Here is a 16,103-nt window from a genome sequence, read left to right on the forward strand (position 1 = left end):
TTCGGGGAAGCGCCGGGCCCGCCGGTACTCCCGCCAGCCTAGAGCTGGGACTCTGCCCGCATGCCGCGATGCGAACAAGTCCCCCCAGCCGTGGACACACCGGTCGACGGAGTCATCTCCCGTATGCGCGCCCTCGACGCGACTCTGCACCCCCGGGACGGGGTGGCCGTCTTCAACCGCGTCTATCTCGCCGTGACGGAAGTGGTGGACCGGTACGTCGACACCGGGCGGTTCGCGGACCCGTACGCCGCGATCACGCTGGACGTACGGTTCGCGCAGCGGTACCTGGACGCCGTCGAGGCGGCGGCGAAGGACCGGCGCGCACCGGCCTGCTGGCGGCCGCTGTTCCAGTTCCGCCGCCATCCCGGGGTACGGCCGTTGCAGTTCGCGCTGGCGGGCATCAACGCGCACATCGGGCACGATCTCGCGCTGGCCGTCGTGGACACCTGCCGTACGCTCGGCTGCGCACCCACCGACCTGGAGGACGAGTTCGACGCGGTGGGCGATCTCCTCGTCTCGCTGGAGGAGCGCATCCGCGAAGATCTGATGCCGGGCCCCGACCTCCTCCAGATCGCCGACCCGCTGACCCATCTGCTGGGCTCGTGGAGCCTGGAGCGGGCCCGCGACGCGGCCTGGACGGCGGCCCGGGCCCTGTGGGCCCTGCGCGGACTCCCCGACATCGCCGGGGAGTTCACGCAGCGCCTGGACACGGCGGTGGGCCTCGCGGGGCGCATGCTGCTCACGCCGTTGCGGCGCTGATCCAACTCGGTTGCCCGGGCGTCGGCTCGGGACGTGGGCCTGGTGACAGGATCGTTCACTACGCTGTGCGCGCATGGTCGGATTACGCGCGTGGGCGGCTCGTCGGCGCAGCCCGGTGCTCATGGTCCTCGATGCCCTGGGCGGCGTTTCCTGGGTCGCGCTCGGGCTCTTGCTCGCCCTGGTCTGGGGAAGCTTCGTCGGGTTCGTCACGCGGAGCGAGGACGCGGACCGGCCCGATGGTGCTGCGATGGGAACGGCACCCCCGTCCGATCAGTCGTCCTATGTCGAGGAGATCGAGCGGGAGCGTCGCCGGCTCTTCGACGTCACGGTCGTCCACACGAACCCCCTGGCCCTGGGTCTCGTGGCGGATGCGCCGCCGCGCCGGTTCCGAGTCGAGATTCCGGGCGCCCGGATCCCGTCCGAGCCCGGCGAGTCCCAAGCGGTCGTCAGCGCGGGTACGCAGATAGGCGTGAAGCTGCACTGCACCGGTGCCGGTGTGCGGTGCACGCCACTGTCGTCGCAGCGGCAGAACGTCCTGACCCGCGAGGACGTCGCTGTCTGGCTGTGGGAAATCCAGGCCGAGCGGGCGGGGACGTTCAGCATCGCGCTCACCATGACCTCCTACCTCCGCGACACCGACACGGTGCTGGTGGAGAAGCCGCCCCTGGTCTGGAGCGTGGACGCGGTGGCGCCGCCCGAGGACGACAACTGGCTCTCCTGGGCCAGGGACCTGGGGCGGCGGGTGGGCGAGGCGATCACCGGCCTGGGCGGACTCGCCGTGTCCGTGAGCGCCATCGCCGCCGTGGTCGCGATGGTCATCCGCCGCAGGCTTCCGGCCGGTGGCCCGGAGGACGAGGATGCCACCGAGTCCATAGGCGATGCCGCCCCGAGCCCGCGGCCACGACCGGTGCGGCGGGTGCGGTCACGTCCCGGACAGGCCGGCGCGGCGAGGAACCTCCGGTACGCCAGGCGGCTCAGGACCCGCGCCGGGCCCAGGGCGTGACGGCCGAGCCCGTCGGGGGCCCGGCCGCCCGGTCAGTCCTCCGGAAGCTCCACCGGCGCGATCTCGTCGTACACGTCACCGGGGCCCGGGTTGGCCGGGTCGGTCGTGCCGCCGAAGTGGTGCATGACGCCCCAGACCGCGTTGAGGGCGGTCTGGATGGCGCCCTCGGCCCAGCCGGCCGTCCAGGAGATGTCGTCGCCGGCGAGGAAGATGCCGCGCTTGTCCTCGGGCAGCCGGTCCTGCATGAAGTGCGTGAACAGGCGCCGCTGGTAGCGGTAGTGGCCGGGCAGGTTGGCCTTGAACGCGCCCATGAAGTAGGGCTCGTTCTCCCAGGAGACGGTCACCGGGTTGCCGGTGATGTGCCCCCGGATGTCGACCTTGGGATAGATCTCGCCGAGCGACTTCAGCATGACCTCCATCCGCTCGTTCGCGGACAGCGGCAGCCACTTCAGGCTGTCGTCGCACCAGGTGTAGGAGAGGCAGATGACGGCGGGCTGGTCCGGGCCGTTGTCGAGGAGGTAGGTCCCGCGCGTCATACGGTCGGTGAGCGTCATCGACATGACGTCCCGGCCGGTCTCCTCGTCTTTGTCCAGCCAGAACGGCCGGTCGACCGGCACGAAGAGCTTGGAGCTCTCCATGTAGTGGGTGCGCTCGATGGCCGTCCAGTGGTCGATCGGGAAGAGCGAGTCGTCGCAGTCGATCTTCGACAGCAGCATCCAGGACTGTGCGGTGAAGATCGCCGCCGGGTAGGTGCGGATGTCGCCGCGCGCGTCGGTCACGGTGATGCGGTTGCCTGCGGTGCGGTGCAGGCGGGTGACGGCCGGGCGGGGCTCGCCGTTCTCGTGCAGCTTCGCCAGCGAGGTCCCGTACGCCCAGTGGACGATCTTCTCCGGCTCGCGATCCCAGAGGCGCAGCGGCAGTTGCTGGGAGCCGCCGACGATGCCGCGGTGGTGGTCGTCGGCCTCGGTGTAGACGACGCGCAGGATCTCCAGGATGGAGTTCGGGAAGTCGGTGTCCCAGCCGCCCGTGCCGAAGCCGACCTGGCCGAAGATCTCGCGGTGCCGGAAGGACCGGAACGCCTCGGAGTCGCAGAGGAAGCCGTAGAAGGTCTGGTTGTCGAGCTTCTCGACGAGCCTGGACCAGATCTCGCGGATGCGCGGGACGTCCCGCTCGCGCAGGGCCCGGTTCATGTCGGAGAAGTCGGCGCCCTCCTCCAGGCACCGGTTCCAGGCCTCGGCGACGTCCCGGTAGACCTGGGGCAGGTCGGCGATCGTCTCGGCGTAGTGCGACTCGCCCTTGAGGTCGACGACGGTCGACGGAGTCGCCTCGGAGAGGGGGTTGGGGAACGGCCGCGTCTCCAGCCCTACCAGGTCGATGTAGTGCTGCAGAGCCGTGGAGGACGGCGGGAAGCGCATCGCCCCCATCTCGGCGGTGAGGGAGTCGTCGCACCCGTCGAAGCCAACCGTCCGCAGCCGGCCGCCGATCCGGTCGGCCTCGTACACGACCGGCTTGAGGCCCATCTTCATCAGCTCGTACGCGGCGACGATGCCGGACAGGCCGCCGCCGATGACGGCGACCTGAGTGCCGTGCTCGGTCGCGGGTATCTGCCCGAGACCCGCCGGGTGGGCGAGGAAGTCGTCGTACGCGTACGGGAAGTCCGGGCCGAACATGGTGATCGGCGGCTGCTGCGCGTCTGCGTGCTCGACGGCGTTGGGCACGGTGGACGTCATGGGGTGCGGACTCCTTGCGGAAGAAACAGACAGGTGCGGGGGCAGGTCAGACGAGCGGCCCGTACAGGCCCGGGCGCCGGTCCCGCAGATACGGGTTGGCCTCGCGCGACGCGGCGAGGAAGGCGGGGTCGACGTCGGCGAGGACGAGCTCCTCGGCGCGCCCGGCCCGGGTGCGGGCGACCCCGTCGGGCCCGGCGAGCGTGGACAGCCCCACGAACTCGAACTCGCCCTCCGGGCCGACCCGGTTGACGTACGCGACGTACATCTGGTTCTCGAAGGCACGCACCGGGATCATCGACTCGGCGACGAACTGGAACGGGTGCATCTGCGCGGTCGGGACGACCAGCAGGTCGGTGCCGGCGAGGGCGTGGGCGCGTACGTTCTCCGGGAACTCGACGTCGTAGCAGATCAGGACCCCGACGCGCAGACCGTCGATCTCCGCCTGGACGACCGGCTGTTCCCCGGGCGTGAAGTGGTCCCGCTCGAAGCAGCCGAAGAGGTGGGTCTTGCGGTAGTTGGCGAGACGGGTGCCGTCGGCGGAGATCAGCTGGGCGGAATTGAACACGGCGTCGCCGGCCTGCTCGGGGTAGCCGTAGGCGATCGCCAGTCCGTGCCTGGTCGCGGTCTCGGCGACGGCGTCCGCGCAGTCGCCGTCGGCGGGCTCGGCGAGACGGCCGATGTCGTCGCCGATCGCGTACCCGGTCAGGAACATCTCCGGCGCGACCAGCAGCCCGGCGCCCGCGGCGGCGGCCCGGCCCGCGGCCTCGTCGAGGACCTTCAGGTTCTCGACGGTGGAGCCGGGTCGGCCGGAGCTCTGGAGCAGGGCGGTGCGCATGCGTGTTCCTCACCGGGCGGAAGGGTGGTTGGAGGGGCCACGTAGACGGTACGGGCCCTTGAACAGGGCGGGCAAGAAGGAGCCGTTGCGCGTCCGTGAGCGGTTCGTTGCGTGCGCCCCCGGGTCTGCGGCGATTCGTTGCGGACGCTTTCCGGTCCTCCCCTGGGCGCAGGCTCAGCGATGTCTCCCCGCCGGGCGGCGGAGGCCGGGTCCCGTCTCGGGTGCGATGTGGCGCGGGCGCCGCGCCGGGACAGTGGTGAGCGTCCAGTTGACGTGCGTCACCTGCGGAAAGGACCGCCATGAACCGCCGTACGAAGACCGCCTTACTCGGCTCCGCGCTGCTGCTCACCGTCGCCGCCGCGGCCGGCTCCGCCGGAGCCTTGGCCCCCGGCGAGAGCGGGCGTGAAGCCGCCGCGCTGACCGGCAAGGCCAAGCTGTACCGCTCGGACGGGGACGACATCACCTTCTCCTTCGACGCGCACCTGGCGGCCGAGGACAAGCTCGACCCGATGAAGGCCACCGGCACCTTCGAGTGGAGCCACTACCTGAACGGCAAGGGCGCCTGGGCGAAGGCGAAGGTGGACTGTCTGGTCACCGGCGGCAAGGTGGCTGTCGTCTCCGGCGTCATCACCTCCTCCGACCTGCCCGGTGCGAAGGGCAAGCGCGTCGGGATCACCGTGCAGGACATCGGTCACCGCGACCGGCTCGGCTACAGCTGGGCCACGACCGGTACCCCGGTCGCCACGAAGGACCTGCCCAAGTGCGTCAGTTCGGCGCCCTACGAGAAGGTCAAGAAGGGCACCGGCGACTTCTCGGTCACTCCCTGGCAGCCCGAGCTCTAGCCAGCGCCAGCGCCGTCACCAGATAGGGGATCGCCAGCACCGCGAAGACGGTGCTGTGCGCCATGTCCGTGCCGAGCAGCGCGTACACGCCGAATGTGGCGACCGTCGCCAGCTCGGTGCCCAGGCTCGCCACGGAGGTGAGCGTGGCCCGGCGGGACTCGTCGATACGGTGCTGGAGGCGGGCGTCTGCCAGCACCTCCGCCAGCTGAAACCCGGCGAAGGCGAGGCTCACGAGAGCGATGCCGGCCAGTGAGCGGGCCGCTGCACCCACGGCCAGGGCGAGGGCGGCGCCCGCGAGCAGCGCGGCGAGACCGGCCGGGCCGAGGCGTTCGGCCGGTCCGGTCAGGAGGCTGCCGACGGTGACGCCCGCCCAGATCAGCATGATCAGGTAGGGCACCGTCGCTTCGGCGACGCCGATGTCCCGGACCAGCAGCGGGGTGTACTCGTCGAGCGCGCCCCACACCGCGGCCACGGCCGGAATCAGCAGCAGGGCGCCGCGCACGGAACGGTCCCTGCGGACCTCGGCGAGACCGTCCCGCAGGGTCGTCGCCCAGCTGTCGTCGGCGCTGTCCGGCCGCACCCGGTGCTCGGGGAACCGGGTCGCGGTGACGGCGGTCAGTACACAGGCCAGGAAGCTCGCGGCACCGACAGCCGCGTAGCCGCCATGGGCGAAGACGGGCCCCGCGAGGCCGAGGGAGGCCACGGTGCCCACCAGGCGCGCGGCCCGTGCCCGGCCCATGACCCGCGCGTACCGGTCGGCGGCGCCGAGATGATCCAGCTCGTCGTACACCAGCGCCTCCAGCGCGCCGGAGCCGAGCGCTCCGCCGGCGCCCCACAGGACGAATCCGGCCGCGAAGGCCCAGTACGAGGGGACGGCCACCCACAGCGCGAAGCCGGCGGCGGTGAGCAGCGGGCCGATCCACAGCAGCCTGCGACGCGACACGGCGTCGGCCCAGGCGCCGGAGGGCACTTCCAGCACCACCGAGGTGATCGACCACAGGGCGAACAGGGAGGAGATCTGCCAGAGCGACATGCCGGTGTCGGCGAACAGCAGCGCGTACACCGGGTAGAGCAGGACGAAATCGTCGAGGAACGCGTAGCCGTACAGCGTGGTCGTCAGCCGTCGGACGCCGGTGGCGGGCACGCGTGCGGGTGAGAGTGTCATGAGGCCTTCCCGTAAGGACCGATCGGACGCCGGAGGTACGGCGTCCGAGGCGGTCCTCGGGAGGCGCGGCTGGTGGATCAATGTCGCCAGGTCATGACACCGATGCTAGGCGCTGACCGGCGGATCGTCCCGCGGATTACGTGGGCGAACCCGACGAGAAGCGCCGCAGCAGGGGCGACAGCACGAGCACGGACTTGGTCCGCTCGACGAACGGCTCCCCGGCGATGCGCTCCAGGACCCGTTCGAAGTGCCGCATGTCGGAGGCGAAGACCTGGGCGATCGCGTCCGCGTCCCCGGTGACGGTGGACGCGGCCACGATCTCCTGGTAGCGCTCCAGGCCCCGCTGGATGGTCTCCGGGGAGGTGTTGCCCCGGCAGTAGATCTCGACGAACCCCTCGGTCTGCCAGCCGAGGGCGCCCGGGTCCACCCGTACGGTGAAGCCGGTGATGGCTCCGGTGGCGCGCAGCCGGTCCACGCGCCGTTTCACGGCGGGCGCGGACAGGCCGACGATGTGGCCGATGTCGGCGTAGGAGCGGCGGGCGTCCTCGGCGAGGGCGTGCACGATGCGTTCGTCGAGATCGTTCAGCACAGTGGGTTGATCACTTCTCGGATGGTGCGAGTCGGGAACGGCGATAGCCGTACACGAAGTAGAACACGAGCCCGGCGGCCATCCAGACACCGAAGACCACCCAGGTCACGGCCGACAGGCTGCCCATCATCCAGAGGCAGAAGGCGAAGCCCAGCGCGGGCAGGACCGGGGAGAGCGGCACCCGGAAGGTGCGCGGCATGTCGGGCCGGGTCCGGCGCAGCACCACGACCGCCACGTTGACCAGCGCGAAGGCGAACAGCGTGCCGATGCTGGTGGCGTCGGCGAGCTGCCCGAGCGGGATGGCGGCGGCGAGGACACCGCAGAACAGGGACACGATCAGGGTGTTGGCGCGGGGCGCACCGGTCTTCGGGTGGACCCGGGCGAACACCTTGGGGACCAGCCCGTCGCGGGACATGGCGAACAGGATGCGGGTCTGGCCGTACAGCACGGTCAGCACCACGCTCGCGATGGCGATGACGGCGCAGAACGCCAGCAGCGTGCCCCAGAAGGTCTGCCCGGTGACCTCGCTCATGATCTGGGCGAGGGCGGCCTCGGAGCCGGTGAAGTTCTTCCAGGGCTTGGCGCCGACCGCGACGGCGGCGACCAGGACGTACAGCGCCGTGACGATGACGAGCGACAGCATGATCGCGCGCGGCAGGTCGCGCTGGGCGTTCTTCGCCTCCTCGCCGGCGGTGGAGGCGGCGTCGAAGCCGATGTAGGAGAAGAACAGCGTGGCACCGGCCGCGCTGACACCGGCCATGCCCAGCGGCATGAAGTTCTCGTAGTTGCCGGAGCGGAAGCCCTGGACGCCGATGGCGCAGAACAGCACCAGCGCGCCGATCTTCACGATGACCATGACGGTGTTGGCGCGGGCGGACTCGCGGGCGCCGCCCAGCAGGAACGCCATCGCGAGCAGGACGACGATCAGCGCGGGCAGGTTGAACACTCCGCCGTCGCCGGGCGGTGCGGACAGGGCGGCCGGGATGGTGACGCCGATGGTCCCGTCGAGCATTTCGTTGAGGTACTCACCCCAGCCGACGGCGACGGCGGCGACGGACACGCCGTACTCCAGGACCAGACACCAGCCGCATATCCAGGCGATCAGCTCGCCCATCGTTGCGTACGCATACGAGTACGAGGAGCCGGAGACCGGGATGGTGCCCGCCAGCTCGGCGTAGGACAGGGCCGAGAACAGGGCTGTCAGGCCGGCGATGACGAAGGCGAGCGTGACGGCCGGGCCCGCCTTGGGGACGGCCTCGCCGAGCACGACGAAGATGCCGGTGCCGAGGGTGGCACCGATGCTGATCATGGTGAGCTGCCACAGCCCGAGGGAGCGCCGCAGCGACCCTCCCTCGCCCTGGCCCCCCTCCGCCACCAGGTTCTCCACCGGCTTGCGACGCATGAGGCGCGCGCCGACGCCCGGGGACGGCGGGGCGGTCTGACTACTGCTGTGCGGGGGTGCGCCTTGGTCGAGCACGCGCTGACTCCTTCGTCACTGCCGGTCTCTGGTGGCAGGGACGGCAGCGCCCCGCCCGACAGCCGGGACCCACCGAGCGGGGTCCCCGCCACGCCACGTACGAGGCGACAGCCTACGAGCAGCGGCGTTGCCCGTGTAATGCAGCAACCTTGCGCGTGCCCGCAAGATCATTGCGTTCCTCGGGACTGACCGGAGGTTCGTTGCACGACTGCGTTCGTCCGTTGCACGGGCCTTGCTCGGACCGGCTCTTTCACCGGGAACGTGAGCTCCTCGACACACTCGTGCGTCGAAGAGCGCACAAGGCCCCCGATTTTCATCGGGGGCCTGGGAGGTGGGCGTGCGGACCGTCAGTTCCAGCTGGCGTGCAGCGGCTTGCCCTCGGCGTAGCCGGCGGCGCTCTGGATGCCGACGATGGCCTTCTCGGCGAACTCCTCCAGGGAGCCGGCACCGGCGTACGTGCAGGAGGAGCGGACGCCCGCGATGATCGAGTCGATCAGGTCCTCCACGCCGGGGCGGGCCGGGTCGAGGAACATCCGGGACGTGGAGATGCCCTCCTCGAACAGCGCCTTGCGGGCCCGGTCGTACGCCGACTCCTCCGAGGTGCGGTTGCGCACGGCCCGCGCGGAGGCCATGCCGAAGGACTCCTTGTAGGCCCGCCCCTGGGCGTCGTGCTGGAGGTCGCCCGGGGACTCGTAGGTGCCCGCGAACCAGGAGCCGACCATCACGTTGGACGCGCCGGCCGCGAGGGCCATGGCCACATCGCGCGGGTGGCGGATCCCGCCGTCGGCCCACACGTGCTTGCCGTACTTCTTCGCCTCGGCGGCGCACTCCAGGACGGCGGAGAACTGCGGCCGGCCGACGCCGGTCATCATGCGCGTGGTGCACATGGCGCCGGGTCCGACACCGACCTTGACGATGTCCGCGCCCGCCTCGATCAGGTCGCGCACTCCCGCGGCGGCCACGACGTTGCCCGCGGCGATCGGCACCTGCGGGTCGAGGTCGCGCACCAGCTTCAGGGCGCTGATCATCGACTCCTGGTGGCCGTGCGCGGTGTCGATGACGAGCGTGTCGACGCCCGCGTCCAGCAGCTGCTTGGCCTTGCCGGCGACGTCGCCGTTGATGCCGACGGCGGCGGCGATGCGCAGCCGCCCCTGCGCGTCCGTGGCCGGCTTGTAGAGCGTGGCGCGCAGGGCGCCCTTGCGGGTGAGGATGCCGGCCAGCGTGCCGTCCTTGTTCACCGCGGGCGCGTAGCGGCGGTTGGCGTGGTCGAGGGTGTCGAAGGCCTCGCCCGGGTCCATGTCCGCGTCGATGAGCAGCAGGTCCCGGGACATGACCTCGGCCAGCTGCGTGAAGCGGTCCACGCCGGACAGGTCGGAGTCGGTGACCACGCCGATCGGCCGGTGGTTCTCGTCGACGACGACTCCGGCGTTGTGCGCGCGCTTGGGCAGCAGGGACAGCGCGTCCGCGACGGTCTGGTGGGGCGCCAGCATGATCGGGGTGTCCAGGACCAGGTGGCGGCTCTTCACCCAGGAGACGACGTCGGTGACCACGTCGATCGGGATGTCCTGCGGTATGACGACGAGGCCGCCGCGGCGGGCCACGGTCTCGGCCATGCGGCGTCCGGCGATGGCGGTCATGTTGGCGACGACGAGCGGGATGGTGGTGCCCGTGCCGTCCGGGGAGCTGAGGTCCACGCCCTGGCGCGAGCCGACCGCGGAGCGGCTCGGCACCATGAAGACGTCGTCGTACGTCAGGTCGTACCCGGGCTGGATGTCATTGAGGAAACGCACGTGCTGCACATCCCAGTCGATCAGAGGTGACCCCCCGACCGGCCGGCCAGGGGGAAAGAGCACGTACTTCATTGTCCCATGCCGGGCGCACGGACGTCCCCCAGCAGATCATCCAGGCTGGTCAGGGGCGCCTTAGGAGGATGCTCCAAGCCCGAGGGTCACGAAGAGACCCGGGCCCCGGTCCGTCGCCTCGGCGAAGATCTCCTCCGCGACCTGCCATTCCTCGGGCCGCTTCTCGGCGTACGCCCGCCAGCCCCGGACGACGACCAGCAGCCCCCGCTCCACGGCTTCCTCGGGCCAGAGGGTGGGGTCGGCCAGGCAGTCGGCGAGGGCGTCCCAGTTGCGGCCGAACCACTCGGGCAGGGACAGGTCACGGGCGCAGCGGTCCATGAGGCCCGCCTTGTCCGTGACCCCGTCGAGGTCCAGCACGACCACGATCCGGCCGGCCGGGTCGTCCGGCAGCTCCTGCGCGTCCCTGGCCATCCGTCAGACTCCGTCCGGGTCGGTCCTGTTGAGCGCGGACCTCGGCGCCGGGCCCGCCGTCATCAGATAGTCCGCGGCCGAGGTGTCCGTCACCAGGCTGGTGACGAGCCCGGACCGCAGCACCGCGTCGATCGCGGGTCCCTTGCGCTGTCCGCCGGCGATCGCGACGACCTCGGGGATACGGCGGAGCTGGTCGGCCTTGACCGTGATGCACCGCTCGCCCAGGTCCCGGCCGATCCTTCGGCCCTCGGCGTCGAAGAGGTGCGCGGACATCTCGGCGGCGACACCGAGGGAGGCGTAGTGCGCGCGCTCCTCGTCGCTGAGCATGTCGTGCACCGTGGAGATGCCCGGCTCCCAGGAGCCGATGGAGACGCAGGCGACGGTGACCTTGTCGAAGTACTCGAAGGCCCGGGCGATCCCCGTCTGGTTGCGCAGTGCCGTGGCCGTGGCCGCGTCGGGCAGCAGCATCGGCGCGTAGATGGGGTGCGCGTCACCGCCGGACACCTGGGCGGCACGGCGTACCGCCTCGACGGAGCCGCGCTCGGCGGTCCCGGCGTCGTACACGCCCGTCAGCTGCACCACCGTGCACGGCGGCAGCCGGTCGAGGGCCGCCGCCATGTGGATGGTGGAGCGGCCCCAGGCCAGGCCCAGCACATCACCTTCGTTGACCAGTTCGCCGAGCAGGTCGGCGGCCACCTCTCCCAGGTTCTCGGGGTCGGGCGACTCCTCGGCCTCGGCCGGGGACTCGACCACGACGGCGTGCCTGAGGCCGTAGCGGGCGCGCAGCACGTCCGAGCGCTCGGCGTCCAGCTCCGCAGGCACACGGATCTCGATACGTACGAGATCCCGTTCGAGGGCGGTCTCCAGGACCCGGGCCACCTTGAAGCGGCTGACGCCGAACTCCTCCGCGATCTGGATCTTGGACTTCCCCTCGAGGTAGAAGCGGCGGGCCATGGCCGCCGCCTGCACCAGCTCAGCGGGTCCCATCCGCATGGCTGACCGGCCCGCCGACATACCCGACACGGCGTTCTCCTCACTGCTGTTCACACTCTGGATTCGCCGTTCATCCTTGCAGATCCGGCGCGGTTGATCAGCCCTGATGAGAGCCGTTCACTTTGCTGTGGCTCAGTGGTCGCAAGCCCAGGATGCCTTGGCGGTGGTCGCCTCGGCCTGCATGCGTAGTGCACGTACCGCCTCGGCCGGGTCGTTTGCCCCGTAGACCGCCGATCCGGCCACGAAAACGTCGGCTCCGGCGTCGGCACACCGCTCGATGGTGGAAGCGGAGACTCCGCCATCGACCTGGAGCCAGAGCTCCAGACCGTGCTTGCTGATCAACTCGCGGGTGCGGCGAATCTTCGGAAGCATGATGTCGAGGAAGGCCTGTCCCCCGAAGCCCGGTTCGACCGTCATGATCAGCAGCATGTCGAACTCGGGGAGCAGGTCCTCGTACGGCTCGATGGGGGTCGCGGGCTTCAGTGCCATGGAGGCGCGGGCGCCCTTGGCGCGGATCTCCCGGGCGAGCCGGACCGGGGCGGCGGCCGCCTCGACGTGGAAGGTGACGGAACCGGCCCCCGCTTCGACGTACTGGGGCGCCCACCGATCGGGGGCCTCGATCATCAGATGGCAGTCCAGCGGAGTGTCCGTCGCACGCGCCAGCGACTCCACGACCGGCACACCGAGCGTGAGGTTCGGGACGAAATGGTTGTCCATGACGTCGACGTGGAGCCAGTCGGCTCCCTCCACGGCCTTCGCCTCGTCCGCGAGGCGGGCGAAGTCGGCGGAGAGGATGCTGGGGTTGATCTGCACGGCCATGCCCTAAGACTGCCATGCCCTCCGGGGGGTGTGGGCATCGGTCCCGCGTCGCGCAGGGGGTTGCCGTGAAACAGGGCGTCGCGCACCTCGTCTGCGGGCGGCGGGCCAAGTGGCTGGTGCTGGTCCTGTGGGTGGTGGTGCTGTTCCTCGCCGCGCCGTTCGCCATGAAGCTGACCGACGCGCAGGACAACGACGCGTCGTCCTGGCTGCCGGGGTCCGCGGAGTCGACGCAGGTGCTTGAGCTCTCCGAGGACTTCCGGCCGGAGCAGATCCCGGCGATCGTGATCTACGCCCGGGACAGCGGGCTGACGGCCCAGGACCGGGCGGAGATCGCCGAGGACGTGCGGCAGCTCAAGGAGCTGCGTGACCACGGCATCCGGGGCGCGCAGACCCGGGGACCGGTCTTCGACCGGCAGGACGCCCCGCGGGCGGCGCAGGTCTTCGTGCCGATCACGATGGACGAGGAGGGCTGGGAGCGGATCTCGCCCGCCGTCGACTCCATCCGGGACGACGTCGGCGAGGGCGGCGGCGGGCCGGCCGTGCACATCACGGGCCCGGGCGGCACGTCGGCTGACTTCGCGGAGGCCTTCGAGGGCATCGACTCGACGCTGCTGTTCTCGGCGATGACCGTCGTCATCGTCATGCTGCTCATCACCTACCGCAGCCTGACCCTGTTGCTGGTCCCCCTGATCGCGGTGGTCTGCGCGCTGTTCGCCTCCCAGGCGCTGATCTACCTGCTGGCCGAGCACGCGGGCCTGACGGTCAACGGCCAGAGCGCCGGCATCCTCACGGTGCTCGTCTTCGGCGCGGGGACGGACTACGCCCTGTTGCTGGTCGCCCGCTACCGGGAGGAGCTGCGCCGGCACGAGGACCGGCACGAGGCGATGGCCCTGGCACTGCACCGCGCGGGCCCGGCGGTGCTCGCCTCCGGCGCGACGGTCGTACTGAGCATGCTGGTGCTGCTGGCCGCCGAGATGAACTCCACGAGCGGCCTGGGCCCGGTGGCCGCGATCGGCGTCGCGGTCGCCCTGCTGGCGATGATGAGCCTGTTCCCCGCACTGCTGGTGATCTTCGGCCGGTGGATCTTCTGGCCGGTGATCCCGCACTACGGCGCACCCGACCCGACCGAGCGCGGCATCTGGGCGCGCACGGGCCGCCGTATCGCCCGCCGCCCGCGCAGGGTGTGGGCCGTGACGGCACTGGCCCTGGCGGTCTGTTCGCTGGGCCTGCTCCAGCTGCGCGCGGAGGGCATCGGCAACGCGGACGCGTTCACCGGGAAACCGGACTCGATCACCGGCCAGGAGGTGTCGGCGCGCTACTTCCCGGCGGGCAGCGGCGATCCCCTGGTCATCATCAGCAACCAGGCGCAGGCCGAGCAGGTGGGCCGCGCGGTGGCGGCGACGCAGGGCGTGGTCCCGCAGTCCCTGGGCCTGCCGCCCGGCACGAAACCGGCCTTCGAGGGCAAGGTCCTGTTCGAGGCCACCATGACCGCCCCGGCGGACAGCGAGTCCGCCAAGCAGACGGTGGAGCGGGTCCGGGACGCCGTGCACGCGGTGCCGGACGCCGACGCCCGGGTGGGCGGCGGTACGGCGGCCCTGCTCGACATGGACGAGGCGACCACGCACGACAACGTGCTGATCATCCCGCTGGTGCTGGTGGTCGTCCTGCTGATCCTGTGCGTCCTGCTGCGCGCCCTGATCGCCCCGCTGCTGCTGATCGGGACGGTGATCCTGTCCTTCGCGGCGGCCCTGGGCATCAGCGCGCTCGCGTTCCGGTACCTCTTCGACTACGCGGGCGAGGCGACCGACTTCCCGCTGTTCGTCTTCGTGTTCCTGGTCGCCCTCGGCATCGACTACAACATCTTCCTCACCACGCGCATCCGCGAGGAGGCGGCCCGCCAGGGCACCAGCGCGGGCGTGGTCACCGCTCTCGCCGCCACCGGCGCGGTCATCACCTCCGCCGGCCTGGTCCTGGCCGGCACCTTCGCCGCCCTCGGCACCCTCCCGATGGTCGCCTTCGCCGAGATCGGTTTCGCGGTCGCCCTCGGCGTCCTCATCGACACGTTCATCGTGCGCTCGGTCCTGGTCACGTCACTGTTCCTGGACGTGGGTCCGAAGGTGTGGTGGCCGCACCGGCTGGCCGGGGAGGACGGCGGTGCGGCGGCCCGGGAGAGTGTCGGAGCGGGGGTCAGCCGGTCCGGCGGATGAGCGCCAGGTACATCGCGTCGGTCCCGTGCAGATGCGGCCACAGCTGCACATCGGGCCCCTCGCCGAGATCCGGTACGCCGGGCAGCAGCGGCCGGGCGTCGAGGAGATCGGTGTCCGGATGCTGCTTGAGGACGTCGGCGACCACGGCCCGGGTCTCGGCGAGGTGCGGCGAGCAGGTCGCGTAGCCGACGACGCCGCCGACCCGCACCGACTCCAGCGCCGTGCGCAGCAGGCCGCGCTGCAACGGCGCGAATCCCTCCAGGTCCTCCGGCCGGCGCCGCCAGCGTGCCTCGGGGCGGCGCCGCAGGGCACCGAGCCCGGTGCACGGCACATCGACCAGCACCCGGTCGAAGCTGCCGGGCCGCCACGCCGGACGCGTCCCGTCGGCGGCGATCACCTGATACGGCCCGGGGTTCCCCTCCAGCGCCCTGGCCACGAGCCCGGCACGGTGGGTCTGCTTCTCCGAGGCGACGAGCATCGCGCCGCGCTGGGCCGCGAGGGCGCCGAGCAGAGCGGCCTTGCCGCCGGGGCCCGCACACCCGTCCAGCCACCGCCGGTCGGGCCCGTCCAGCGGCGCGCCCGCGAGGGCGAGCGCCACGAGCTGACTGCCCTCGTCCTGCACGCCCGCGCGTCCGTCCCGTACGGCCGCGACGGCGCCCGGCTCACCGCCCTCGGTCAGTCGCACGGCATACGGCGACCAGTGCCCCGGCAGGGCGGCGTCCTCTTCGAGCAGTTCCTCGGTGGTGGCCCGCCCGGGCCGCGCCACCAGGGTCACCTCGGGCCGCTCGTTGTCGGCGCGCAGCAGGTCCTCGATGCCGGCACGACCGCCGCCGAGGGAGTCCCACAGCGCGGACACGACCCACCGCGGATGCGAGTGGACGACGGCGAGATGGGCCTCGGGATCCTCGTCGTAAGGCGGCGCGATCCGCTCCAGCCAGCCGTCCAGGTCATGCTGCGCGACCTTGCGCAGCACGGCGTTGACAAACTTGGCCCGCCCGTCGCCGAGCACGACCCGCGCGAGCTCGACGGTGGCGGACACGGCCGCGTGCGTCGGGATCCGCGTCCCGAGCAGCTGATGCGCGCCGAGGCTCAGCACGTCCAGCACCGGCGGGTCGACCTCCCCCAGCGGCCGGTCCACGCAGGCCGACAGGACCGCGTCGTACGTCCCCTGCCAGCGCAGCGTCCCGTACACCAGCTCGGTGGCGAGCGCCGCGTCCCGGGCGTCGAACTTCTCGGGCCCCTCCTGCTCCCGCGCCTTGCGCAACAGCGGCGGCAGGACGAGGTTGGCGTAGGCGTCCCGCTCGTCCACGGCCCTCAGCGCCTCGAAGGCGAGGATGCGGACGGGGTCCTTCTTGGGCCGACGGTAGGGCTTGCCGGACGTACGAGGCCGACGGGGCTGGTCGCTCACGAA

14 protein-coding genes are annotated in these 16,103 nt (G+C 71.4%); 4 read left to right on the forward strand and 10 right to left on the reverse strand.

The window, feature by feature from the left end:
* The first annotated feature begins 60 nt into the window (after window positions 1-60).
* Window positions 61-759, forward strand: coding sequence for a DUF5995 family protein (locus ACIBNA_RS33295; RefSeq protein ID WP_399168904.1), 699 nt, complete (start codon window positions 61-63; stop codon window positions 757-759).
* 73 nt (window positions 760-832) lie between these two features.
* Window positions 833-1,762, forward strand: a complete 930-nt coding sequence (locus tag ACIBNA_RS33300; protein ID WP_399168905.1) for a hypothetical protein — start codon at window positions 833-835, stop codon at window positions 1,760-1,762.
* 32 nt (window positions 1,763-1,794) lie between these two features.
* On the opposite strand, the gene ACIBNA_RS33305 is transcribed toward ACIBNA_RS33300, so the two are convergent.
* Both ACIBNA_RS33305 and ACIBNA_RS33310 read right to left on the reverse strand, forming a co-directional pair.
* Window positions 1,795-3,492 (reverse strand): flavin monoamine oxidase family protein, encoded by a 1,698-nt coding sequence (locus ACIBNA_RS33305; protein WP_399168906.1) that lies wholly within the window; start codon window positions 3,490-3,492, stop codon window positions 1,795-1,797.
* 46 nt (window positions 3,493-3,538) lie between these two features.
* Window positions 3,539-4,327, reverse strand: a complete 789-nt coding sequence (locus ACIBNA_RS33310) for a carbon-nitrogen hydrolase family protein (protein ID WP_399168907.1) — start codon at window positions 4,325-4,327, stop codon at window positions 3,539-3,541.
* A 299-nt stretch (window positions 4,328-4,626) separates the two neighbouring features.
* On the opposite strand from ACIBNA_RS33310, the gene ACIBNA_RS33315 reads away from it, so the two are divergent.
* Window positions 4,627-5,169, forward strand: a complete 543-nt coding sequence (locus ACIBNA_RS33315; protein WP_399168908.1) for a Repetin — start codon at window positions 4,627-4,629, stop codon at window positions 5,167-5,169.
* Here the strand turns inward: ACIBNA_RS33315 and ACIBNA_RS33320 are convergent.
* The 7 genes from ACIBNA_RS33320 to rpe all read right to left on the reverse strand — a co-directional run bounded on the left by ACIBNA_RS33320 (window position 5,144) and on the right by rpe (window position 12,485).
* Window positions 5,144-6,334, reverse strand: coding sequence for an MFS transporter (locus ACIBNA_RS33320; protein WP_399168909.1), 1,191 nt, complete (start codon window positions 6,332-6,334; stop codon window positions 5,144-5,146). The two genes, ACIBNA_RS33315 and ACIBNA_RS33320, sit on opposite strands and share 26 nt — an antisense overlap.
* A gap of 136 nt (window positions 6,335-6,470) precedes the next feature.
* Window positions 6,471-6,923: an Lrp/AsnC family transcriptional regulator gene (locus ACIBNA_RS33325; protein ID WP_399168910.1), complete on the reverse strand. Its 453-nt coding sequence runs from the start codon at window positions 6,921-6,923 to the stop codon at window positions 6,471-6,473.
* Window positions 6,924-6,933: 10 nt separating this feature from the next.
* Entirely contained in the window at window positions 6,934-8,400 is a 1,467-nt protein-coding gene (locus ACIBNA_RS33330; RefSeq protein ID WP_274814978.1) for an amino acid permease, read from the reverse strand.
* Window positions 8,401-8,747: 347 nt separating this feature from the next.
* The gene (locus tag ACIBNA_RS33335) at window positions 8,748-10,190 is read right to left on the reverse strand and encodes a GuaB1 family IMP dehydrogenase-related protein (protein ID WP_399168911.1); all 1,443 of its coding nucleotides are present in this window, start codon (window positions 10,188-10,190) and stop codon (window positions 8,748-8,750) included.
* A gap of 132 nt (window positions 10,191-10,322) precedes the next feature.
* Window positions 10,323-10,652 carry a barstar family protein gene (locus ACIBNA_RS33340; protein WP_399168933.1) on the reverse strand — a complete coding sequence of 110 codons (330 nt, stop codon included), beginning with the start codon at window positions 10,650-10,652 and terminating at the stop codon, window positions 10,323-10,325.
* Between the two features lie 24 nt (window positions 10,653-10,676).
* Window positions 10,677-11,720 carry a sugar-binding transcriptional regulator gene (locus tag ACIBNA_RS33345; protein WP_399168912.1) on the reverse strand — a complete coding sequence of 348 codons (1,044 nt, stop codon included), beginning with the start codon at window positions 11,718-11,720 and terminating at the stop codon, window positions 10,677-10,679.
* Window positions 11,721-11,798: 78 nt separating this feature from the next.
* Window positions 11,799-12,485: a ribulose-phosphate 3-epimerase gene (gene rpe, locus ACIBNA_RS33350; protein ID WP_399168913.1), complete on the reverse strand. Its 687-nt coding sequence runs from the start codon at window positions 12,483-12,485 to the stop codon at window positions 11,799-11,801.
* A gap of 14 nt (window positions 12,486-12,499) precedes the next feature.
* On the opposite strand from rpe, the gene ACIBNA_RS33355 reads away from it, so the two are divergent.
* Window positions 12,500-14,692: an MMPL family transporter gene (locus ACIBNA_RS33355; RefSeq protein WP_399168914.1), complete on the forward strand. Its 2,193-nt coding sequence runs from the start codon at window positions 12,500-12,502 to the stop codon at window positions 14,690-14,692.
* Here ACIBNA_RS33355 and ACIBNA_RS33360 read toward each other — a convergent pair.
* Complete coding sequence (locus ACIBNA_RS33360; protein ID WP_399168915.1) at window positions 14,673-16,100, reverse strand: RsmB/NOP family class I SAM-dependent RNA methyltransferase; 1,428 nt, start codon at window positions 16,098-16,100, stop codon at window positions 14,673-14,675. The genes ACIBNA_RS33355 and ACIBNA_RS33360 overlap by 20 nt on opposite strands.
* Between the last annotated feature and the right edge of the window lie 3 nt (window positions 16,101-16,103).

The sequence above is a fragment of the Streptomyces sp. NPDC050164 genome (assembly GCF_044459945.1).
GTDB lineage: Bacteria > Actinomycetota > Actinomycetes > Streptomycetales > Streptomycetaceae > Streptomyces > Streptomyces coeruleorubidus_A.